We start from the raw sequence: 16,383 nt of genomic DNA, 5'->3' as shown, positions 1-16,383 counted from the left end.
GTCACCCCGCGCCGGCGAACGGGTTCTCCTCGCCGGGGTCGGTCTCGGGCGACGACAGCTTGTGCTCCGCCGCCGGGCTCAGCCCGAACTCGGCGCACCACGCCCGGAACTCGGCCGAGGCCCGCTCGACCACGCCCACCAAGGGGTTCAGCTTCACCAGCCCGCCCTGGGAGGTGTAGGTCAGGCCCTCGGCCGCCAGCTGCGCGCGCGCCTCGGACCAGCGCGCGTACGCCTCGCACGCCAGCTGCAGCGCCGGCCCGTGTACCGGAGCGAGTAGCTGCAGCCGCTGCAGCTCGGCGACGAACTCCTCCCACAGCTCGCCAGCGACCTCCGACAGCTCGGCCGGACGCTCCGGCGGCAGCCGCCGGAACGCCGGCGGCGCCTTGACCGGCCGCCCGCCGGAGTCGGTGCCCTTCCCGCGGCCCTCGACGAGCTTCAGCCCGGCCGGCGTCGGCTTCCTGCCTGCGTTCGCGGCCATCGCGACTCCCTCCAGAAAAAAGGTTGGATTCTGAGACGCGAAATTCCGAGGGGGGCGCGGGTCACGGCCCACCCCTGTGACCTGGGAAAACACCCCCCGGGGGGTGCAGGCCTCTGACCTGCGGAAACGTCAGCGCTCTGACCTGCGGAAACGTCGAGGCTGTGACCTGCACAAACGCAGGATCACAGGTCGGGTGGCAGAGCCTTCAAGATCACTGCGTAGGGCTCGCGCTGCGCGATGCGGCATGCCTCGTACCTCGCCTTGTGATCGTGCTCGACCTCGCAGTACCTACGTCCCTGCTCATCCTGCTTCCACTCGAACACGCGAGCGCGAGGGGTGTCGATCAGGTAGACCTCAAGCCTGTAGATCCTCTCGGGGTCGAGCCCCTGCTCACGTACCCAGGTCGTCAGGCGTGCGTAGCGCTCGGGGTCGGCGAGGATGCGCTCCCACGACTGGGCGTGCACGTCATAGACCACGCGAGGGCTGGCCAGGTCGAGCGTGCTCATGCTGCGTGTCCTCCCTTCCTGCGACACTGGACAGATGGAGCTGGACGAGATCGCACGCCGCTTGCAGGCGGTCGAGGGGTTGGACTGGTCGGACATCGGCAAGCTGTTCGAGGAAGAGAAGTACGGCGACTTCTACCGAGTGGGCCCGGTGCTGGTCCCCACGGACTTCGACACTGAGGGCGACAAGGTCCATCCGGAGGACAGGGAGTACGCCGCCGAGCAGGCGGCGGTGGCCGAGTTCCTGCAGCACGTGGTGGCCGACATGCGGGCCCTGCTCGACGCCGTCCGCTCGTAGGGCCCGGTCAGGCGGAGCCCTTGGCCGAGTTGCAGGAGCGGCACAGCACCTGCAGCGGCCCGTCCTCTGGCCCGCCCCTGGCCACGGGGTCGATGTGGTCTGCGGTCAGCGGGTTCCACGGCTCCGCGGTATGGTCCGGCCGGCCCCAGCCAGGGCACCAGTCGCCGTACTGGGCGCGGTGCTCGGCGACGGCCTGGGCCCGGCGCTCGCGTTCGGCGGCGGTGTAGGGGCGGCGCCGGCGCTTGCTGCGGGTGCTGCAGCCGGCGCAGGTGCCGGTGCCGTCGTGCAGCTGGAGGCAGGCGGGGCAGCGGGCTTGCGGCTTGTACGGCATGGCTGGCCGTCCTCCCTGGCGGCGGCCCGTCTACTCCTCGTGCCAGTACTGTCCCGACTGCATGACCATCGCGATGATCGGTTCGAACTCCGCGCTGTTCACCACGGCGGTGATGCGCTGGACGAGGTCGTCGTAGAGGCGACGGTGCTCGGCGTCCTCGGGCCCGTTGTTGCGTTTCAGTGAGGCGCTGATCTGCAGGTGGACGGCTTCCCGGCTCATGGGCGGTCTTGGCGCCCGTTCACGATGCCGCCGTTGCGGGCCTTGCGCTCGAACCGGAGTTCCTCGTGGAGAGACGGCTTGTCGGGGTCGGCCATGTCCGCTGTCAGGCTGGCGAGGCGCTGGTACTTCTGGGGTGTGGTGTGTCCGTCCCACGTCGGGGCCTGGTCGCCGGCGAGCTCGGGCACGTGGGCGAACAGGTCGAGGTCCTCGACGGCCAGGTGCCAGGACAGTTGCCCGCGCGGCGTGTCGATGAAGATCAGGGGCCAGCCGGGGTTCTCGGCGTCGGCGCCGTGCACGAGGGCGGACGGGTAGAGCGCGGCGAGGTGGGCGACCAGGTGGGCGCGCTCGCGGTAGATGCTGATCTGCTCGGTCATCAGGCCAGGGGCCTTGCGCTCGGTTGCGGGGACCATTCTCCAGGCCCGTCGCCCGGGGGCACGTTGTACTCGGGGAAGCCGCCGGCCTCGCTCGGGGTGAAGACCCAGAGGTGGACGTGCTGTGGAGAGTCGAGGGCAGGAACGTTGCCGGAGGTGACGCCGAGCGGGTCGAGCGTGCGGATGTCGGCGGTGACGATGGCAGCTCGGACGGCGTGGATGCCGTGCTTGCCGCGGTAGCGGACGATGTCGCCGGTCATGGGGGTCATGGGGTCCTCTTCGTCATCGGGCGTTCCAGCCGCCTGGCTGGCGGGCGGCGGTCTCGCGGTTGTGGCAGGGGTCGCATAGGCCGCGGCCGTGGCGGGGGTCGTTGGGGTTCATGCCGCGGTCGATGAGCTGGCGGCGGGAGAGCGGATAATGGTCGGCCTCCGTGGCGGGCGCGGCGTTGCAGAGCACGCAGGTGGGGTGCTTGCGCAGGACGCCGGTCCGGAAGAGGTGGCGGTGGCCGGCGCCGTAGCCGCGTTCGGCGGCGGTGCCGCGTTGGGCCTCGGCGTCGGCGGTGCAGTCGGCGCAGCGGCCGGTGGTGGTGAGCTGGTCGCAGCCGGGGGTGGTGCAGGGCTGGCGCTGGCGGTAGGGCATGGCCACCTCCTCGCCTGGCGGCGAGTAGGGCGGCAGAGACGGGGACACTCTGCCGCCCTACGGGACCCCCCTACCGCTCGCAGCCGCCGACTGCGAGGCCCGACATGCGAAGACCCGGCGCGGTGGCCGGGTCTGGGCATAGGTCTGGTGCGGCAAAGTTAGCCAGAAAGGTCGTCGCCCGTCAAGATCAGCGGCCGCGGCCGCCGAGGAGGTCAGCCGCCGGCCGCCGGCCGTGGCCCGAGGATGGCGTGCAGCAGGCCGCGGCGGTAGGCGATCACTGCGGCGTGCGCGCGCAGCAGCGCGGGCTGGTCGTAGGCGTCGGCGGGCCGGCCGCGGGTGCGGCGCTGCTCGCGGACGGGCACCTGGTACAGCAGCACCAGGGCGCGCACCTCGGCCTCGGTCAGGGGCGGGTCGAGCTGGTCGACGGCGTCGGCGATGGTCCAGGTGATCATGCGAGGTCCTGGCGGCGTGAGATGTGGCCGTCGTCCCAGACGATCATGGGATCCCCCAGATGGTCATAGCCGAGGCGGCCGCGCGGCCGCCTGCCGGCGAGGTCGGTGCAGTCCCCATTGATGCACCAGATGGCCCGGTCGTGCGGCAGGACACGCAGGCTGAAGGTGTTGCAGTACGGGCACGGCGGCTGTGGCTGGCCGGGCGGCACGGGGATGCGTGTCGGCCGGGCCTCCAGGCCGACCGCGGTCACCTGCCGGGCCGAGCGGATCCAGCGCGACACGATCGCGCCGGCGCGGCGCGCGCTGGCCTCGGGCACGCCGTAGGACAGGGCGACGATCGCGTCCAGCGCCGCCACGGTGTTGGCGTCGCTGCCGCCGCGGCGCTCGCCGGTGTGGCCGGTCACCTCGCGCCGCAGCGACGCCTCCAGCCGCCGCGCCTCCTCGCTGATCGTGTACAGCAGCGGGCCCGCCTCGGGATGCCACGGCGCCGGCGAGCCCGTGACGTGATGCCCGCCGCCGGCCGGCGCGGCGGCGCCGGTGGTGGGCACCAGCGCCCACAGCATCGCCAGCAGCGGCATCAGCTCCTGGACCAGGACGCGCATGTCCGTCGCGGCCGCCGTCACCCGGCCACCGCGCCCGGCATCGTCGTGATTCTCATGGTTCCCCCCGTGGTGGTGCTAGGTGACGCGGGTGCGAGTCGCGCCGCATACGCTGCAGCGCTGGGTGATGACGCGGCCGATGGTCTCGATGGTGACCCACCGGCACCGGATGTGGATCATGGGCCCGCCCGTGGCAGCTCGATCTCGCCCTGGCCCGGGATGTGGCCCGGGTCGCGCACGACGATCACCATGGGCACGACCAGGCGACGCCGGGCCCGGTTGTAGGCGCGCCGGCACTTGTCGCCGCGGCGCTTGCCGTCGGGGCCGACGCGCAGGGACTCCGTGGCCCGGACACGGCGGCCGCAGTCGTCACAGCGCGGCTGCCACCGGTGCCGCCGCCGTGGCGGCGCCGGGAGCTCCCAGATCGGCAGCTGCGCGCTCATCCCGGCGGGACCGATTCGGGGACGGCAAGGGCCGCGTTAACGTGCGCCATCGCTTCGCGCCAGTACGCCTCTTCCCAGCTGCAGCTCACGACGCGCTGGCACTCGGTCACGTTGTCGTCATACTCGGCGGGGCACTCCCCGAGCCTGGTCAGGGCGCGAACCCTCCCGATCGTCGCCTTGTCCTGCTCGTTCTCCTGCCGGTAGCGGTCGAGTTGGCGCTCCAGCGCAGTGAACTGGCGGCGCAGCTCGGCGACGAGGTCCTCGGCGCGCTGCTGCGCGGCGCGGGCGGCGGCGACCTCCTCGCCGGCGAGGCGGCCGGCTTCGGCGATGTGCGGGGCGGCCAGCTCGCCGGCGCGCTGGTCGATGTACGCCTGCAGGTTGGCGATCATGTCCTGCAGGGTCGCGAGCTCGTCAGCCACGCCGCCTCCGCTTCGCCCGGCGCGGCTTGCCCGTCGGGCGCGGCGGTGCCGGCCGCTCGCAGCCGCGTACCCAGCGCGGGCCGATGCGCCTCCACCGGCACTGACCGGCCGCCCGCGCCTGCTCGACGGTCCACCTGGTACCGTCCGCCAGCAGCCCGTTGTAGGCGATCGCGCCGTCGTCGGACAGGGCTACGAGCTTCTTGCAGTGGGTGCACTTGGCGCCTGTGAGCAGCTTGCGGGCCAGCGCCTCGACCGCCTCGATCGGGCCGCGGTGCTCCTCGCTGGTGATGCGCGCGCCGCGGTACTGGGCGTGCGCGTACCAGCCGGCCTCCTCGACCGGCACGCCGTCGCGCAGGTATCCGATCTCGAAGCCGGTGGCGCCCGTCCGGCCGACGAGATCGACCGCCGCCTTCAGGGCGTCGTCATCCATGTTCACGGCCACCCCCGGCTTCCCGCGACGGCTCCCGTACGCCCTTGAGGGTGACCACGTGGACGCCGTTCACCGGGGAGATGCCGTGGTGGGCCATCTCGCAGTCGCCCGTCGGGATGATGAGGTAGTTGTGCAGCGGCACGCGCCTCTGCTCCACCTCGCCGGTGATCTGGTCGTGCACCGTGACCAGGAACGGCTCCCGACGGACGGCCTGCACGTCGGTGGGCGGGCGGGCGCAGGCGGTGTGCACGCCCACGGCGGCGCCGGTGGCGTAGCGGCCGCCGCGAGCGCGGTCGCCGGGGGCGATACCGATGGCGACCAGCGCGACGGGCAGCTGGTCGGCGCCGAGCGGCCGGGTGCAGGCGGGGCAGGGCCGGCCGTACAGCGGATGATCGGACTGCAGCAGGCAGTCGTCGCGGATGATGAGCGGCTCGTAGCCCGTGGGGAGGCGTACGGGGATGATCATGGCTCCTGCCTGGGGATCGTGAGGACGTCGGGCACGTACAGGCCGGCCGTCAGCTGCCGGGGCCTCCAGTGGGCGGCGCAGACGCGCTCCCACTGGCCCAGGGCCGGCAGCCAGAGCCAGCCGCGGGCCGGGTCCGTGCCGCCGTAGACGCACTGCGTCTGCTCGGGGGCGGGCGGCGGCGGCAGTGGCCGCTCGGTCTTAGGCACCGTTCACCGCCCGGTCGAAGTCGCCGATGATCCGGCCGAGCAGGTCCGCGTACGCGCTGGCGAGGCCGGCGCTCGACCCGTCGGAGGTCTCCCGGATGAAGATCTCACCCCGCTGCCGCTCCACCAGGCTGCGGCGGAAGGCCTCCAGCGGGTCGCGGGGCACGCCGTAGCGGGCGTTCTCGTGCGCCTTGGCGAGCTGCAGCACCGCGCCGAGATCGATGGTGGCCTGCTGCTCGGCCGGGATGATGTTGACGCAGCACTCGCCGTCCTCGGAGGTGGGGCAGCGGCCGCCCCGGTACGGGCAGCCCAGGACGAGGAACGGGTCGTCGTCGACGTCGACGTGGACGGCGTAGGAGGCGAGCTCGCCGAGCCGCCGGTCCAGGGCGCCGAAGCGGGCGGTGCGCTCGAGGCTGGGCTGCGCGTCGTGGTGGAACAGCGCGGCCGTGAACAGGGCGAGCAAGTCGACCGGGCGGGTGCGGGCCTGCTCGCCGAGCAGGTTCGTGACGCAGGTGCGTGCGCTGACGGTGACCGGCCCCGGCTGCTCGATCGCGTGCGGGCAGCGCAGCTCCAGGAAGGCGCGCCGATCGACCAGGCGCAGCCCGGCGGTCAGGCGGTAGGCGGTCAGGCCGTCGACGGCCGCGGCGAGCTCGTCAGGGAGCGCGGCGGTCGTGGTCGTGTCGGTCATCGTGGCGTCCATCGGGTGTAGCGCCGGGCGGGAGCCCGGCGGCGGATACGAAGGCGGTGAGATGGATGGGCTGATCACAGGTAAATGCCTCGCTTGGCGAGTTCCTCGCGCATCCGAAGGTTGTCCTCCTTCAGATCCATGACGAATTGCCCGCCGCCCTTGCGGGGGGCGATACGGCGAGGCTCGAAGGTGGGCTTGCACGCCGGGCATACGTCGTTGACGTTCTGCGGCGCGGTCTCGGCGATGGTCCGACCGACCATGACGAACTTGCCGTTGGCCCTGAGCTTGGGGACGAGGGTCCATCCCTCTGCTGCGGCCGCGGTTCGGGCTGCGACGGCGTTCTCGTACAGACCAGCGAAGGAAGCGTCGCAGCCGTCGCAGTTGAGGATCACACGGTAGATCGTCTTGATCGCCATCAGAACCTTCCTCGCGCGGTGATCTCATCGCGCTTTCCAGATGGGTCGGCGGGCGGGGGCCCGGCGGCGGGGGCGGGGGCGGCCGCCGCCCAGGCCGGGGATGGCCGGCTGGGCGGGGCGCGGGGCGGTGCAGGTGGCCACGTGGGGCTTGTACCGGTGCTCCCACGGGGCCAGACGGGGAGCGTCGGCGCCGTCGAGTGAGCGGGAGCGCCAGCCGCCGGGCCCGGTCCGGAACACGGCCTGGTTGCCGAGCTCGTGGGGTTCGGCGTCGACCGCCATCCGGCGGCCGTGCTCGGTGATGGTCCAGAGCACGAGCTCGCCGCAGCCGTGCGGGCAGGGGTCCAGGTCGTGGGGGGTCGGGATCATGGCTGGCCTCCCTGGTCGTCAGCCTGTGTCCTGTGTCAACGGTGTTGGCGTATTTCCATGATCGCTTCCCTGATCGGGCAGTGGTACGGCAATTGCGCCGGTCAGGTACAGCGCGGGCTCCTCCTCCAGCGCCTGGCAGGTGCTCAGGATCACGTCGGTGTGCGGGGGCGCCCCGGCCAGGGCGGCGCGCAGCAGGGCGCGCAGGTGGTCCTTGGGCAGCCCGGCCCAGCCGATCTGGTCCAGGACACGGCGCATCTCGGCCCGCACCAGCTGGGCGTAGTCCGGCTCGCCGGGGTCGGCCAGCGGGCTGGGCACCAGCGTCAGCGCGGGCCGGCCGGTGATGCGCTGCTGGCGGCAGTCCGGGCACATGCGCGGGTCGGCGCTGCGGTGCGGGCAGGCGGGTGCGATCACGCGGCGGCTCCTCGGGATCGGTGCTTGGCCCGGGCGGCGTCCATCGCGGCGCGGGCGGCGGCGAGCTGCTCGCGCACGCTCGGCGCGGCCGGGTCGGCGGGCGGTGCCTGGTCGGGCACGTACGTCGACGGCGACCGCCAGGCGGCGTGCTCGACCGGGTCGGCCAGCAGCAGCTGGTCCAGCCGCCACCGGGCGACCGCGGCCGGGTGGTCGGCCAGCTCGACGCCGGCCAGAGCGCGGCCGAGCTGGCCGATGTCGTAGCCGGCGATGAGCAGCGCGACCACGCTGGGGGCCAGGTACCAGGGCAGGCCGCGGCGGGCCAGCGTGCGCAGGGCGAGCTCGCCGTAGCGCGGCGGGTAGCGGCCGATGAGGGTCAGCACCTGGCCAGGGGTCAGCCACAGATTCGCCTGGTCCTTCGGCGCTGGTAGTGGCGGAAGCTGGGCGAGGCGGGCCAGGTCCGCCACGGTGGCCACCACCGTGGCGGCCGCGCCCGGCTCGCTCGCGTCAAGGTCCAGGGAGAAGGGGGTAACTGGTTCTATGCGCGGTTGTGGATCACATGTCGTGGCCTGCGGTGTCTCGGTGTCGTCGCAGGTCACCACATGTGCATCCTCCGGCGAGGTGTCGTCGTCGACCGGGTGCCGGGCGGCCTGCTCAGCGGCCAGCGCGGCGTCCAGGAGCACCCACGCCTCGTGCGGCGCGGGCAGCGTCCCAGGGGTGTCGGTGGCGACGATGAGGTGCTGCCAGGCACCCGCGCCGACGCAGCGGCGCACCTGCAGCAGATGCCCGGCCGCGGCGAGCTCGCGGTTACCGGCGCGCAGCTCGCCGATCGACATGCCGTAGGCCGCCGCGATGTCGCCGCGGGCGGTGCCCGGCGCGGGCGGCCGGGCCAGGTAGCGCACCAGCAGGCCGAGCGCGGCCGGGGACAGGCCCACGGCCGTGGCCAGTGCGTCGAGGGCGTCCGCGGCGTGGAGGTAGGCCAGGACGCAGGTTCCGGTCAGGGTCATGCGCGGCCCGCCGTCCGGCGGGGCGTGCGCGGGAAGAGCCCGTACGGGCTCGGGACCGCCGCCATAGGGGTATCGCCTTTCAGGTGTCGGGGGTGGAGGCGGGCGCGGGGGCGGGATGTCGGCGCAGCCACTCCTCCAGCGCGCGGCGGGTGGGGAGGCTGGCGACGTCCACGCGCAACTTGTGCAGGGCGTCGGTGCCGATGTCGGCCTGCACCGAGATCTCCCACCAGGCCAGGCCGAGCGCGCGCCGGCGCTCGGCGACGCGCTCGTACAGGTCGCGGACGGAGGCCGGCGCGGGGGGCGGTGAGGTCATCGGCTCAGCCACCACACCGAGTGCAGCGCCATGGCGACGATGGCGAGCGCGGGCGCCGCGTACAGCAGCGCCAGGACCTGATCATGTGCCAGGCGGGCCCGCTCGGCGGCCGCCAGGAGCCGGGCGGCCACCAGGACGAGCAGGCACACCACGAGGAAGGACCGCACGTCAGCCGGCCTCGTCCACGCGGCGGCCGCCGTGCGCGCGCAGCGTCTCGTGCAGGTGGCGCAGCTCGGCCAGGCCGTCGGTCGCGGTGCCGATCACTACCGCGGTGACGTGCGCGGGGTAGCCGCGGCCGATGCGGCGGCGGTGCTCGTCGTCGGCGGCGGCGATGAACAGGATCAGGTCGGCGATCAGGGCGGGCGGCTCGTCGGCCTCGTCGCGGTAGGCCGTGTCGAGCACGTACCGGACGTGGCCGACGATCTCGGCCGTCATGAGGCTGAGGCTGGGCGGGACGTCCTGCATGCGGGAGACGACGTCGTAGGCGGCGTCGCGGGGCAGCACCAGGTAGGAGCGGTAGTCGGGGTCGTCGTCGAAGAAGAACTCGATCGTCTCGGCCGGGCCGGCCGGGATGTCGGTCAGGTGCGGGCGGATACGGGCCCGGATGGGGCCGCGGGAGGGCGGCACGGCGGGCGCCGGCGTCGTCGAATATGTCGAACTCATGTTCTTTTCCGGGTGTAGAGAAGGGTGTCCGGCGGGGCGGGGGCCGCGCCGGTGGGGGTGGTGTCGTAGGGAGTGCGCAGGAGGTCCGTGCGCGGCAGAGAGGGATTGCCGCGACCGGTGCCCCCGCCCGCCCGGGGAAGTGGGGGGCGGGGACGATCAGCGGGTTAGGTCCAGGAGGTCAGGCTCCGGTAGCCGTCGTGCCAGGCCGTGCGGGCCCGGGCGCGGGCCCGGGCCAGCCACACCCGCACCGGCATGCGGCGGCGGCCGGGCCGGGTCTCGGCGGGACGGCGGCGCCGGGCCATCACGACGCCGCCACGTGGGAGGGTCCGGCACCACCTGCCTCGCCCGCTCCGCCCGCACCCCCGGGGCGGGCGGAGCGGGCGGAGGCGGACGCCGCGCGGCGCGGGGGCCGGGGTGGGGCGGCGTGCGCGCCGCGCGGCTGCTGCCCGGCCGGCGCCGCGGCGTCGGCGCCGGCCGGAGTGTAGGGGCGGGCGGGCAGGCCGTGCGCGGGGATGGGCCGCAGCCCGGCCTGGCGCCGCGCCTCGGCGGCGTCGTAGTCCTGGATCAGCTGGCGGATGTCGGTGCCCAGCTTGACCAGTTCCTCGCGGCTGTCGAGCTCGATCGCCGATCCGGCGAAGTCCAGCATCGGGACCAGGCGGCCGTGCCGCTCGACGATACGGCCGCCGCGAGGGCCGGACAGCTGGCTGACGACGGTGTCGTACACCTTCACGTGGGGTCCTTTCGTGGGGGCAGGGCGATGAGGTTGATGCGGCAGTCGACGGCGCACCGGCTGCTGATCGCGCGCAGCAGGTCGGGGTCCTGCTCGACCACCCGCAGGCGCAGGGCCGTGGCCCACTCGGCGAAGCGACGCTCGACCACGACACCGTCGCTGCCGATGATCAGTCCGGTCAGGTGGCAGCCGTGCGGCTCGATCTGCCAGGCGATGGGGTCGAGGTCGGCATGCACCCGCAGAATGGCGGCCAGCGTCTGGGTGGCGCGCCGCTGCCAGTGCAGGGAGTCCGGCAGCGTGCCGGTGGCCCGGGTCACCGCGGCGTCCTCGACGCGCGCAGCACGATCCGGTCGGGGCTGCACGGCGGCGGGTGGTGCACCTCGCCGTCGGGCGTGCGGTAGACGACGGCCATCTTCGCCCCGTCGGGGGTGACGGTCACGATCTCCACCGGCTGGGCCTCGTGCCACTGCGGGTGCCGCACCCGGGCGCCCGGCTGCAGTACCCGGATCCTGGTCGCGTTGCGCGCGAACTCGACCGCGCTGGCGCGGCTGATCACGCGGTTGTTGCTGTGGCCCCGGGTGGACGGGATCATGCCGGCGTCGACCCAGAACTGCAGGGTGCGCCAGTTGAGCATCCAGGCGCGGGCCAGGGCGTAAACGCCGATCTTCGGTGGCAGGTCCTGCACCGGCAGCGCGCACTCGCCCTCGCCCTGGCCGGCCATCATGGCCGCCCGGTCGAAGACGGTCACGTAGCCGTACGGGGGGTGCTCGGCCAGCCAGCTGGTCAGCTCCTCCAGCCGCTTGGCCACGTCCGGCGACCCGGTCAGGCATGCCTCGACCACGGGCAGCGCCCGGCGGGCCCGGGAGGCCACGATCTTGGCGCGGGTGCGGGCGGCGTCGCTGCCAGCACCGGCCGGGATGTCGAGCGCGACCCGCACGGCCGTCAGCACGTCCTCCAGCAACTGATCGCTCACCGGAACCTCCCCGACTTGACGACGGACTTCCGGGCGGCCTGCTTGTCCTCGCGGGCAGTGAAGGCGCCGGTCTGCTCGACGACCCAGCGCACCGCCGCGGTGCGGCTGGGCCGCTGGTCGTCGGTGCAGCTCGGACTGGCGCCGCCGCCGTACTCGTACTCGCGGTAGCCGGTGGCGGCGTACCAGCGCCGGCTGAACCCGCTCGCGCTGCGCGGGCTGCGGAGCTGGCCCACCACGCCGAGCAGGTCCTGCCAGCGGCGCGGCCGCTCCGGCGAGGCGGTCACCAGGTAGTACTCCGGCGGCTCGCCCCGCTTGAGCAGCAGCGGGCGGCCGGCGTGCAGCCACACCCCGTCGACCTTGACCGGCGCGGTGCCGTAGCCGATGTCCTCGACCGGGCCGGTGTAAGCGGCGATCCCCGAGTGCGGGTCGCCGGACTCCGGGTCGGACTCGGTGCACAGGTCGACCCGCCACTCGTGGTAGACGCCGCACCCCTTGGGCTGCGGGCACACGATGCGGATGAACCACCGGCGGTCGCCGCCGGCCAGGCGCTCGGTGCGGTCCAGGACCTCCCAGCGGGGACTCTTGCAGCCCTTGGCGTGCGGGATCAGGCGGTAGCCGAAGTAGTCGGCGTCCATCATCGTCCGGCCCCCGTCGTCTGAGGGACGATGCTGACGTGGCGGATGGCGCGCTCGCCGATCTCCATCCACGTGGTCACCAGGCCGCGGACGTCCGGGCGGAGCTGGCGGGTCCAGTCGAAGTCCGGCGCGGCCGTGGCCAGCGTGGCGCCGGCGACGGGCGGCGGCGGGTCGGTAGGATTTGTCACGTTGGTCTCGATTCATGTCGTGCCGGAGGTCTCCTGGGTCTGCGCCTGGGAGACCTCGCTCGTCTTGTCGGTGGGGTCCGGTACGGTGACCGGCCCGGGAGCGACCTCGGCGTAGACCCGGAAGGTGCCGGGCGGCTCGCGCCGGGCTGGATAGGGCTTCGAGGTCGTCACACGGTCGCGTCCGTAGTGGTCGTCCAGCCGCTCGATCTCCTGCCGGATCTCCGCCAGGGTGCCGATGATGCGGAGCTTCACGACGACCTCAGAACGGCTCGGCCGGCGGCGCGCCAGGCAGCGGCGGCAGCGGCTGGCCGTCGGCGTCCACCGGGCCGATGGTCGCGTTGACCCAGTCGGGGAGGTCGCTGCCGCTCGCGAGCCCGTCCATGAGGCAGGCCACGACGGCCCAGCTCTCCTCGACGGAGAACTCGGCCTTCAGCCGCTCGACGCCGAGCGCCTCCTCCAGAGGGCGGTGCAGCAGCACCGTGACCGGGTCGTCGAGACCGCCCAGGGCGACGGTGATCATCGACCCGCGCGGCGTGGACATGCGGTAGTTGCGGATCCGCTCATCGATGACGCGGGCCGGCGGGTCCTGCTTGGGCAGGGGCATGGAGATCTCCATGAGAGTCAGCAGGTGGAGGCTGCATAGCGGCTGCCGCGCTTCGTCGCCAGCGGCGCGACAGAGCCGCGACGGTGGTCGAGGGCAGGAACCGCGTGGGACCGGGACTCGCGCGGGGTCGGCGCCGGGGCCTTCGCCTCCCCGCCGCCGGAGGTAGCGCAGTAGGCGACCACCGCGGCAATCTGCGCCAGGGTCCAGCCGCGCTTGCGGCCGATCATGGTGCACTCGACCGCGCCCGAGCGGCCGAGACGGTCGAAGGTCGCCTTGGTGATCCTGAGACGGTCCGGGTCGTTGCTGTCGTCGCCGCCCCGGACGATCTTCGCCGCCTCCGCGCTGCTGTACAGCCGGACGGCGGAGGCGTCGTCGGGCAGCGCGGTCATCGGGCGCTGACCTTCTCGTCGGCGACGCTGAACGCGGCTGACTGCTGCGGTTGCAGCTCTGGGGCGAGGAGATCGGTGACCTTGCATCCGAGCTCGTTGGCGATGCGCGCGAGGACTTCTGGGCTCACAGAACTCTTGCCGTTCTCGATCTTGGAAACGTGAGCGTCGGTGACTTCCGCGCGCGCGGCTAAGGCCATCTGTGTCAGCCCAGCCAGGATCCGATGTCGGCGTACGGCCGCCGGGTTCTGGTACAGAGCCCGGCGCCGCGGTGTGATCGTGGACATGGACAGGAAAATACAGTTAGAAACCGTTAGAGGCAAGACAGTAGATGTATTGACGTGTCTCTACTCGTAAGTAAGTGTCTTAACTTGCTGGTCAGCGTGATATCCGCCAACCTGTGCCTGTACTTAACTGTTTCTAACTGGACCGCGAGGGAGCACCGGCTCATGGCGCGAGAAGTGCCGGCAGCAACCAGGGAGGGAGCGCTGATCCGCAGCGCTCGCAAGTCGACTCCCGAGCGCCTGACGATTCCGCAGGCAGCAGAGAAGGCGGGCATCAGCGCCGAGACCTGGGGACACATGGAGCGCGGGCACAAGCCTGTCGGAAGGGGGCAGCCGCCAGCACCGTATGTCGCCCAGGCAGACGTGGTCGCCCGTGCGGCTCGGGTAGTCGGCCTGACGTCCGACGAGTTGCGGAAGGTTGATCGGCCGGACGCGGCCGAGGCCTTGGCCCGCATGCTCCGAGACCCTCACGACGATGAACAACTCGAAGTGCTGAAGATCGAGACGAGACGCGGCCGGGTCTGGTTCGAGGTGCGGCCAGATCTGGAGGAGAGCCGGCGCGAGCTCCTGCGAGCCTGGGGTGAGGAGATGGCCGAGACCCTCTATCAGCAGCAACTCGCTGCCGACCACCAGGACAAGCCTGCTGACAAGTAAGCGGCAGGTCAGCGTAAGCGTACAAGTCAAATATGAGTATTGCGCATATTTGTTTCGGTCCAGTCACAATCGGCTTGTGACTGATTACATACTGGGCGTGATGATGCAGTCTCGGCAGAACTAGCTCCATATGCACGGGAAAGGCACCATCCGAAAGGCACATCATGTACGTGCGGTTCACGCCCAAGCCGGCTCGCTTACTCCCGACAGGACACGTCGCGGCGAGCGAGCACATAGGAGAAGGGAGCTTCTGGCAGATCAGCACCAGCGAGATCGATCTTCGGGATCCGCAGGTGATCCAACGGCTCAACGACGTCGGCAGCGATGCGGCCAGTATTCTTTCGGCGCTACCTCGTGAAACACCGGGTGAGCCCTGGGGCGAGATCCGCTTCGAGGAGTACGACATCTCGCCGAGCGAGATCAATTGGCAGATGACCGAATCCGGTTTCTTGATCCGTGTACCGACTCGCCTGATGACCGCCAGATTACGCAGAGGCATCGAAAGAATCGGCACTGACCAACTCCGGTACTTCGACCCTCCCGACCCCGCCGTATGGCGGAAGATCGAATCCGAGCGGCGAGCGGCCAGGCAGGAGGAGCGCTAGTGGCCTACACGGAGATCCGCAACGGCACGATCCGTGTGCGGTACAAACTCGCCAACGGCAAATACTCGGGCGGTGTCAGCGAGAACCCGGACACCGGCGAGCCCTGGGCCAGCGAAGACGAGGCACGGGAGTGGGGCCGCGACGAGGAGGTCCTCATCCGCCGCGGCATCCGCCAGGCCGCGCAGGAAGCCGAGCTTCCTCCGACGTTCGCGGAGTTCGCATGGGCCTGGTACCGGGGCCTGCGGCTGCAGCCGACCACGATGGCCAAGTACCGCAGCCTGCTGGAGAACCACCTGCTGCACCGCTTCGGTGAGCGGCGCATGCAGATCGATGACTGGCCCAGCGAGGAGTTCGACGGCTGGGAGATGGACATGATCCGCGTCGGCTACGAGCGCAGTACCGCGGGGGCGGCGCGCAACCTGCTCGTCAACGTCCTGAACGCGAGCATCCCGCGCTACATGCACTTCAACCCGGCCGAGCGGCGCGCCGGCACCGGCATGAAGGGGCTGCGGCGCATCGAGGCGGCCGCGCGGGGCGCGAAGGTCTGGCCCAGCCCGTTGCAGGCGCTCCTGGTCGCCGAGCGGTGCGCGCTGCTGGCCCAGCACGACGACGTGTTCCTGCAGATGGTCACGAAGGCCTGGACGGGGCTGCGCTGGTCGGAGGTGTCCGCGCTGCAGCCCGACAAGCTTCTGCCGGCCGACCAGCTGCTCAACATCAACCAGAAGCTGTATGAGCTGAAGGGCTTCTACCTCAACCACCCGAAGGACGGGTCGGTGCGGATCATCGACGTGCCGCCGTTCCTGTGGTCGATGCTGGTCGACCAGACCGCGCGGGCGCGCTACTGCCACTGCGTGCCACGCGGCGAACGGGAGCTGCCGCGGGTCGACGGAGACGAGGCCGTCGAGTGGTGCAGCGCACGCCCGTACCTCTTCCTGAGCCCGGACGGATCGCACTTCCAGCGCGGCAACTTCGGCGGCAGCGTCATTCGGCCGGCCGCCGACGGCTTCTACCCGGCGAAGAAGGGGCGGTACGCGCGGCCGGCGCTGCCGGTGCTGGCCGACGCCGCGGTATACGGGCCGCGGCCGGCGCGCGGCCGCCGCCAGGTCCTCGAAGGCGAGCAGCACTGGCCCGGTCGGCCGACGCTGTGGAAGTGGCCCCGAGCAGTCGCCGGCGAGGTGTTCGTGCCGCCGGTCGGACGCGGCACCCCCGACTGGTCGACGTGGCCGGAGTCCGAGCGGCCGCACCTGGTGACGTGGCTACCGCTGCTGCCCGGCCTCACCCCGCACGGCCTGCGTCACGGGCATCAGACCTGGATGGACGACGGCGGCATCAAGAAGGCGCTGAAGGTCGAGCGGATGGGTCATGAGGACTCATCGATCCAGGGCCGGTACGGGCACCCGACGCCGGCCATGCGCGCCGAGCTCGTCGAGCTGCTGCAGGCGCTGTGGGAGAACGCGGTGGCCGAGCGCTTCAAGATCTACCCGTACAGCGCGATCCCGCTCCTGGACGCGCAGCTCGCGAAATGGCGAAAGGGGACGGCCGACAAGGTCATCTCCCAGATTTCTCCCAGAGACAGAAAAAGAGCCGCTTCCTAGTTCGAAAGCGGCTCTTC

At 71.9% G+C, this 16,383-nt stretch carries 36 protein-coding genes; 4 read left to right on the top strand and 32 right to left on the bottom strand.

Annotation, left to right across the window (positions count from 1 at the left end):
- Window position 1: 1 nt before the first annotated feature.
- Together MF672_RS10815 and MF672_RS10810 are read right to left on the bottom strand one after the other, a co-directional pair.
- Window positions 2–478 (bottom strand): phage terminase small subunit P27 family, encoded by a 477-nt coding sequence (locus tag MF672_RS10815; protein WP_242380723.1) that lies wholly within the window; start codon window positions 476–478, stop codon window positions 2–4.
- 182 nt (window positions 479–660) lie between these two features.
- Complete coding sequence (locus tag MF672_RS10810; protein ID WP_242380722.1) at window positions 661–984, bottom strand: hypothetical protein; 324 nt, start codon at window positions 982–984, stop codon at window positions 661–663.
- 34 nt (window positions 985–1,018) lie between these two features.
- Between MF672_RS10810 and MF672_RS10805 the strand changes: the two genes are divergently transcribed.
- Window positions 1,019–1,279 carry a hypothetical protein gene (locus tag MF672_RS10805; protein ID WP_242380721.1) on the top strand — a complete coding sequence of 87 codons (261 nt, stop codon included), beginning with the start codon at window positions 1,019–1,021 and terminating at the stop codon, window positions 1,277–1,279.
- 7 nt (window positions 1,280–1,286) lie between these two features.
- Here the strand turns inward: MF672_RS10805 and MF672_RS10800 are convergent, their stop codons facing one another.
- The 30 genes from MF672_RS10800 to MF672_RS10655 all read right to left on the bottom strand — a co-directional run bounded on the left by MF672_RS10800 (window position 1,287) and on the right by MF672_RS10655 (window position 13,515).
- Window positions 1,287–1,610, bottom strand: coding sequence for an HNH endonuclease (locus tag MF672_RS10800; protein WP_242380720.1), 324 nt, complete (start codon window positions 1,608–1,610; stop codon window positions 1,287–1,289).
- A 30-nt stretch (window positions 1,611–1,640) separates the two neighbouring features.
- Entirely contained in the window at window positions 1,641–1,829 is a 189-nt protein-coding gene (locus MF672_RS10795; protein ID WP_242380719.1) for a hypothetical protein, read from the bottom strand.
- Window positions 1,826–2,203 (bottom strand): WDGH domain-containing protein, encoded by a 378-nt coding sequence (locus MF672_RS10790; protein WP_242380718.1) that lies wholly within the window; start codon window positions 2,201–2,203, stop codon window positions 1,826–1,828. The genes MF672_RS10795 and MF672_RS10790 overlap by 4 nt, the downstream gene beginning before the upstream one ends.
- Window positions 2,203–2,469: a hypothetical protein gene (locus MF672_RS10785; RefSeq protein WP_242380717.1), complete on the bottom strand. Its 267-nt coding sequence runs from the start codon at window positions 2,467–2,469 to the stop codon at window positions 2,203–2,205. The genes MF672_RS10790 and MF672_RS10785 overlap by 1 nt, the downstream gene beginning before the upstream one ends.
- Window positions 2,470–2,482: 13 nt before the next feature.
- On the bottom strand, window positions 2,483–2,839 hold the full coding sequence (locus tag MF672_RS10780; protein ID WP_242380716.1) for a hypothetical protein: 357 nt from the start codon (window positions 2,837–2,839) through the stop codon (window positions 2,483–2,485).
- Window positions 2,840–3,051: 212 nt separating this feature from the next.
- Window positions 3,052–3,291 carry a hypothetical protein gene (locus tag MF672_RS10775; RefSeq protein ID WP_242380715.1) on the bottom strand — a complete coding sequence of 80 codons (240 nt, stop codon included), beginning with the start codon at window positions 3,289–3,291 and terminating at the stop codon, window positions 3,052–3,054.
- Entirely contained in the window at window positions 3,288–3,914 is a 627-nt protein-coding gene (locus tag MF672_RS10770) for a hypothetical protein (RefSeq protein ID WP_242380714.1), read from the bottom strand. The genes MF672_RS10775 and MF672_RS10770 overlap by 4 nt, the downstream gene beginning before the upstream one ends.
- Window positions 3,915–4,066: 152 nt before the next feature.
- Window positions 4,067–4,333 carry a hypothetical protein gene (locus MF672_RS10765; RefSeq protein ID WP_242380713.1) on the bottom strand — a complete coding sequence of 89 codons (267 nt, stop codon included), beginning with the start codon at window positions 4,331–4,333 and terminating at the stop codon, window positions 4,067–4,069.
- The gene (locus tag MF672_RS10760; protein ID WP_242380712.1) at window positions 4,330–4,752 is read right to left on the bottom strand and encodes a hypothetical protein; all 423 of its coding nucleotides are present in this window, start codon (window positions 4,750–4,752) and stop codon (window positions 4,330–4,332) included. The genes MF672_RS10765 and MF672_RS10760 overlap by 4 nt, the downstream gene beginning before the upstream one ends.
- Window positions 4,745–5,182, bottom strand: coding sequence for a hypothetical protein (locus MF672_RS10755; RefSeq protein ID WP_242380711.1), 438 nt, complete (start codon window positions 5,180–5,182; stop codon window positions 4,745–4,747). Before MF672_RS10755 ends, MF672_RS10760 begins: the two co-directional genes overlap by 8 nt.
- Window positions 5,175–5,648 carry a hypothetical protein gene (locus MF672_RS10750; RefSeq protein WP_242380710.1) on the bottom strand — a complete coding sequence of 158 codons (474 nt, stop codon included), beginning with the start codon at window positions 5,646–5,648 and terminating at the stop codon, window positions 5,175–5,177. The genes MF672_RS10755 and MF672_RS10750 overlap by 8 nt, the downstream gene beginning before the upstream one ends.
- Entirely contained in the window at window positions 5,645–5,854 is a 210-nt protein-coding gene (locus MF672_RS10745; protein ID WP_242380709.1) for a hypothetical protein, read from the bottom strand. Before MF672_RS10745 ends, MF672_RS10750 begins: the two co-directional genes overlap by 4 nt.
- Window positions 5,847–6,539, bottom strand: coding sequence for a hypothetical protein (locus tag MF672_RS10740; RefSeq protein WP_242380708.1), 693 nt, complete (start codon window positions 6,537–6,539; stop codon window positions 5,847–5,849). The genes MF672_RS10745 and MF672_RS10740 overlap by 8 nt, the downstream gene beginning before the upstream one ends.
- Window positions 6,540–6,613: 74 nt before the next feature.
- Window positions 6,614–6,955, bottom strand: a complete 342-nt coding sequence (locus MF672_RS10735; protein ID WP_242380707.1) for a hypothetical protein — start codon at window positions 6,953–6,955, stop codon at window positions 6,614–6,616.
- Window positions 6,956–6,979: 24 nt separating this feature from the next.
- Window positions 6,980–7,321: a hypothetical protein gene (locus tag MF672_RS10730; protein ID WP_242380706.1), complete on the bottom strand. Its 342-nt coding sequence runs from the start codon at window positions 7,319–7,321 to the stop codon at window positions 6,980–6,982.
- A gap of 18 nt (window positions 7,322–7,339) precedes the next feature.
- Window positions 7,340–7,732 (bottom strand): hypothetical protein, encoded by a 393-nt coding sequence (locus tag MF672_RS10725; protein ID WP_242380705.1) that lies wholly within the window; start codon window positions 7,730–7,732, stop codon window positions 7,340–7,342.
- A complete protein-coding gene (locus MF672_RS10720) occupies window positions 7,729–8,736 on the bottom strand; it encodes a hypothetical protein (protein ID WP_242380704.1) in 1,008 nt (335 codons plus the stop codon). The genes MF672_RS10725 and MF672_RS10720 overlap by 4 nt, the downstream gene beginning before the upstream one ends.
- A gap of 79 nt (window positions 8,737–8,815) precedes the next feature.
- Window positions 8,816–9,049 (bottom strand): hypothetical protein, encoded by a 234-nt coding sequence (locus MF672_RS10715; RefSeq protein ID WP_242380703.1) that lies wholly within the window; start codon window positions 9,047–9,049, stop codon window positions 8,816–8,818.
- Entirely contained in the window at window positions 9,046–9,216 is a 171-nt protein-coding gene (locus MF672_RS10710) for a hypothetical protein (protein ID WP_242380702.1), read from the bottom strand. The genes MF672_RS10715 and MF672_RS10710 overlap by 4 nt, the downstream gene beginning before the upstream one ends.
- A gap of 1 nt (window position 9,217) precedes the next feature.
- Window positions 9,218–9,712, bottom strand: coding sequence for a hypothetical protein (locus tag MF672_RS10705; RefSeq protein WP_242380701.1), 495 nt, complete (start codon window positions 9,710–9,712; stop codon window positions 9,218–9,220).
- A 164-nt stretch (window positions 9,713–9,876) separates the two neighbouring features.
- Window positions 9,877–10,017, bottom strand: coding sequence for a hypothetical protein (locus tag MF672_RS10700; RefSeq protein ID WP_247815218.1), 141 nt, complete (start codon window positions 10,015–10,017; stop codon window positions 9,877–9,879).
- A complete protein-coding gene (locus MF672_RS10695) occupies window positions 10,014–10,442 on the bottom strand; it encodes a hypothetical protein (protein ID WP_247815217.1) in 429 nt (142 codons plus the stop codon). Before MF672_RS10695 ends, MF672_RS10700 begins: the two co-directional genes overlap by 4 nt.
- On the bottom strand, window positions 10,439–10,759 hold the full coding sequence (locus MF672_RS10690) for a hypothetical protein (RefSeq protein WP_242374625.1): 321 nt from the start codon (window positions 10,757–10,759) through the stop codon (window positions 10,439–10,441). Before MF672_RS10690 ends, MF672_RS10695 begins: the two co-directional genes overlap by 4 nt.
- Window positions 10,756–11,415 carry a hypothetical protein gene (locus tag MF672_RS10685; protein ID WP_242374624.1) on the bottom strand — a complete coding sequence of 220 codons (660 nt, stop codon included), beginning with the start codon at window positions 11,413–11,415 and terminating at the stop codon, window positions 10,756–10,758. The genes MF672_RS10690 and MF672_RS10685 overlap by 4 nt, the downstream gene beginning before the upstream one ends.
- On the bottom strand, window positions 11,412–12,053 hold the full coding sequence (locus MF672_RS10680; RefSeq protein ID WP_242374623.1) for a hypothetical protein: 642 nt from the start codon (window positions 12,051–12,053) through the stop codon (window positions 11,412–11,414). Before MF672_RS10680 ends, MF672_RS10685 begins: the two co-directional genes overlap by 4 nt.
- A complete protein-coding gene (locus tag MF672_RS10675; RefSeq protein ID WP_242374622.1) occupies window positions 12,050–12,238 on the bottom strand; it encodes a hypothetical protein in 189 nt (62 codons plus the stop codon). Before MF672_RS10675 ends, MF672_RS10680 begins: the two co-directional genes overlap by 4 nt.
- A 12-nt stretch (window positions 12,239–12,250) precedes the next feature.
- Entirely contained in the window at window positions 12,251–12,490 is a 240-nt protein-coding gene (locus MF672_RS10670; RefSeq protein ID WP_242374621.1) for a hypothetical protein, read from the bottom strand.
- Window positions 12,491–12,497: 7 nt separating this feature from the next.
- Window positions 12,498–12,842 (bottom strand): hypothetical protein, encoded by a 345-nt coding sequence (locus MF672_RS10665; RefSeq protein ID WP_242374620.1) that lies wholly within the window; start codon window positions 12,840–12,842, stop codon window positions 12,498–12,500.
- 17 nt (window positions 12,843–12,859) lie between these two features.
- Window positions 12,860–13,231 (bottom strand): hypothetical protein, encoded by a 372-nt coding sequence (locus MF672_RS10660; RefSeq protein WP_242374619.1) that lies wholly within the window; start codon window positions 13,229–13,231, stop codon window positions 12,860–12,862.
- Window positions 13,228–13,515: a helix-turn-helix domain-containing protein gene (locus tag MF672_RS10655; protein ID WP_242374618.1), complete on the bottom strand. Its 288-nt coding sequence runs from the start codon at window positions 13,513–13,515 to the stop codon at window positions 13,228–13,230. Before MF672_RS10655 ends, MF672_RS10660 begins: the two co-directional genes overlap by 4 nt.
- Before the next feature lie 84 nt (window positions 13,516–13,599).
- Between MF672_RS10655 and MF672_RS10650 the strand changes: the two genes are divergently transcribed.
- The 3 genes from MF672_RS10650 (at window position 13,600) to MF672_RS10640 (ending at window position 16,366) form a co-directional block, all read left to right on the top strand.
- Window positions 13,600–14,166 carry a helix-turn-helix domain-containing protein gene (locus MF672_RS10650; protein WP_242374617.1) on the top strand — a complete coding sequence of 189 codons (567 nt, stop codon included), beginning with the start codon at window positions 13,600–13,602 and terminating at the stop codon, window positions 14,164–14,166.
- Window positions 14,167–14,330: 164 nt separating this feature from the next.
- Entirely contained in the window at window positions 14,331–14,771 is a 441-nt protein-coding gene (locus tag MF672_RS10645; RefSeq protein WP_242374616.1) for a hypothetical protein, read from the top strand.
- Window positions 14,771–16,366 (top strand): site-specific integrase, encoded by a 1,596-nt coding sequence (locus MF672_RS10640; RefSeq protein ID WP_242374615.1) that lies wholly within the window; start codon window positions 14,771–14,773, stop codon window positions 16,364–16,366. Before MF672_RS10645 ends, MF672_RS10640 begins: the two co-directional genes overlap by 1 nt.
- The last annotated feature ends 17 nt before the right edge of the window (window positions 16,367–16,383 follow it).

The organism is Actinomadura luzonensis (assembly GCF_022664455.2).
GTDB classification, from domain to species: domain Bacteria; phylum Actinomycetota; class Actinomycetes; order Streptosporangiales; family Streptosporangiaceae; genus Nonomuraea; species Nonomuraea luzonensis.
This window is presented reverse-complemented; position numbering and strand designations above follow the sequence as displayed.

Bases quoted from the DNA above. Each gene is read 5' to 3' on its own strand.
- MF672_RS10815 (WP_242380723.1), bottom strand. From the start codon at position 478: ATGGCCGCGAACGCAGGCAGGAAGCCGACGCCGGCCGGGCTGAAGCTC.
- MF672_RS10810 (WP_242380722.1), bottom strand. From the start codon at position 984: ATGAGCACGCTCGACCTGGCCAGCCCTCGCGTGGTCTATGACGTGCAC.
- MF672_RS10805 (WP_242380721.1), top strand. From the start codon at position 1,019: ATGGAGCTGGACGAGATCGCACGCCGCTTGCAGGCGGTCGAGGGGTTG.
- MF672_RS10800 (WP_242380720.1), bottom strand. From the start codon at position 1,610: ATGCCGTACAAGCCGCAAGCCCGCTGCCCCGCCTGCCTCCAGCTGCAC.
- MF672_RS10795 (WP_242380719.1), bottom strand. From the start codon at position 1,829: ATGAGCCGGGAAGCCGTCCACCTGCAGATCAGCGCCTCACTGAAACGC.
- MF672_RS10790 (WP_242380718.1), bottom strand. From the start codon at position 2,203: ATGACCGAGCAGATCAGCATCTACCGCGAGCGCGCCCACCTGGTCGCC.
- MF672_RS10785 (WP_242380717.1), bottom strand. From the start codon at position 2,469: ATGACCCCCATGACCGGCGACATCGTCCGCTACCGCGGCAAGCACGGC.
- MF672_RS10780 (WP_242380716.1), bottom strand. From the start codon at position 2,839: ATGCCCTACCGCCAGCGCCAGCCCTGCACCACCCCCGGCTGCGACCAG.
- MF672_RS10775 (WP_242380715.1), bottom strand. From the start codon at position 3,291: ATGATCACCTGGACCATCGCCGACGCCGTCGACCAGCTCGACCCGCCC.
- MF672_RS10765 (WP_242380713.1), bottom strand. From the start codon at position 4,333: ATGAGCGCGCAGCTGCCGATCTGGGAGCTCCCGGCGCCGCCACGGCGG.
- MF672_RS10755 (WP_242380711.1), bottom strand. From the start codon at position 5,182: ATGGATGACGACGCCCTGAAGGCGGCGGTCGATCTCGTCGGCCGGACG.
- MF672_RS10750 (WP_242380710.1), bottom strand. From the start codon at position 5,648: ATGATCATCCCCGTACGCCTCCCCACGGGCTACGAGCCGCTCATCATC.
- MF672_RS10740 (WP_242380708.1), bottom strand. From the start codon at position 6,539: ATGACCGACACGACCACGACCGCCGCGCTCCCTGACGAGCTCGCCGCG.
- MF672_RS10735 (WP_242380707.1), bottom strand. From the start codon at position 6,955: ATGGCGATCAAGACGATCTACCGTGTGATCCTCAACTGCGACGGCTGC.
- MF672_RS10730 (WP_242380706.1), bottom strand. From the start codon at position 7,321: ATGATCCCGACCCCCCACGACCTGGACCCCTGCCCGCACGGCTGCGGC.
- MF672_RS10720 (WP_242380704.1), bottom strand. From the start codon at position 8,736: ATGACCCTGACCGGAACCTGCGTCCTGGCCTACCTCCACGCCGCGGAC.
- MF672_RS10715 (WP_242380703.1), bottom strand. From the start codon at position 9,049: ATGACCTCACCGCCCCCCGCGCCGGCCTCCGTCCGCGACCTGTACGAG.
- MF672_RS10705 (WP_242380701.1), bottom strand. From the start codon at position 9,712: ATGAGTTCGACATATTCGACGACGCCGGCGCCCGCCGTGCCGCCCTCC.
- MF672_RS10680 (WP_242374623.1), bottom strand. From the start codon at position 12,053: ATGATGGACGCCGACTACTTCGGCTACCGCCTGATCCCGCACGCCAAG.
- MF672_RS10665 (WP_242374620.1), bottom strand. From the start codon at position 12,842: ATGCCCCTGCCCAAGCAGGACCCGCCGGCCCGCGTCATCGATGAGCGG.
- MF672_RS10660 (WP_242374619.1), bottom strand. From the start codon at position 13,231: ATGACCGCGCTGCCCGACGACGCCTCCGCCGTCCGGCTGTACAGCAGC.
- MF672_RS10655 (WP_242374618.1), bottom strand. From the start codon at position 13,515: ATGTCCACGATCACACCGCGGCGCCGGGCTCTGTACCAGAACCCGGCG.
- MF672_RS10645 (WP_242374616.1), top strand. From the start codon at position 14,331: ATGTACGTGCGGTTCACGCCCAAGCCGGCTCGCTTACTCCCGACAGGA.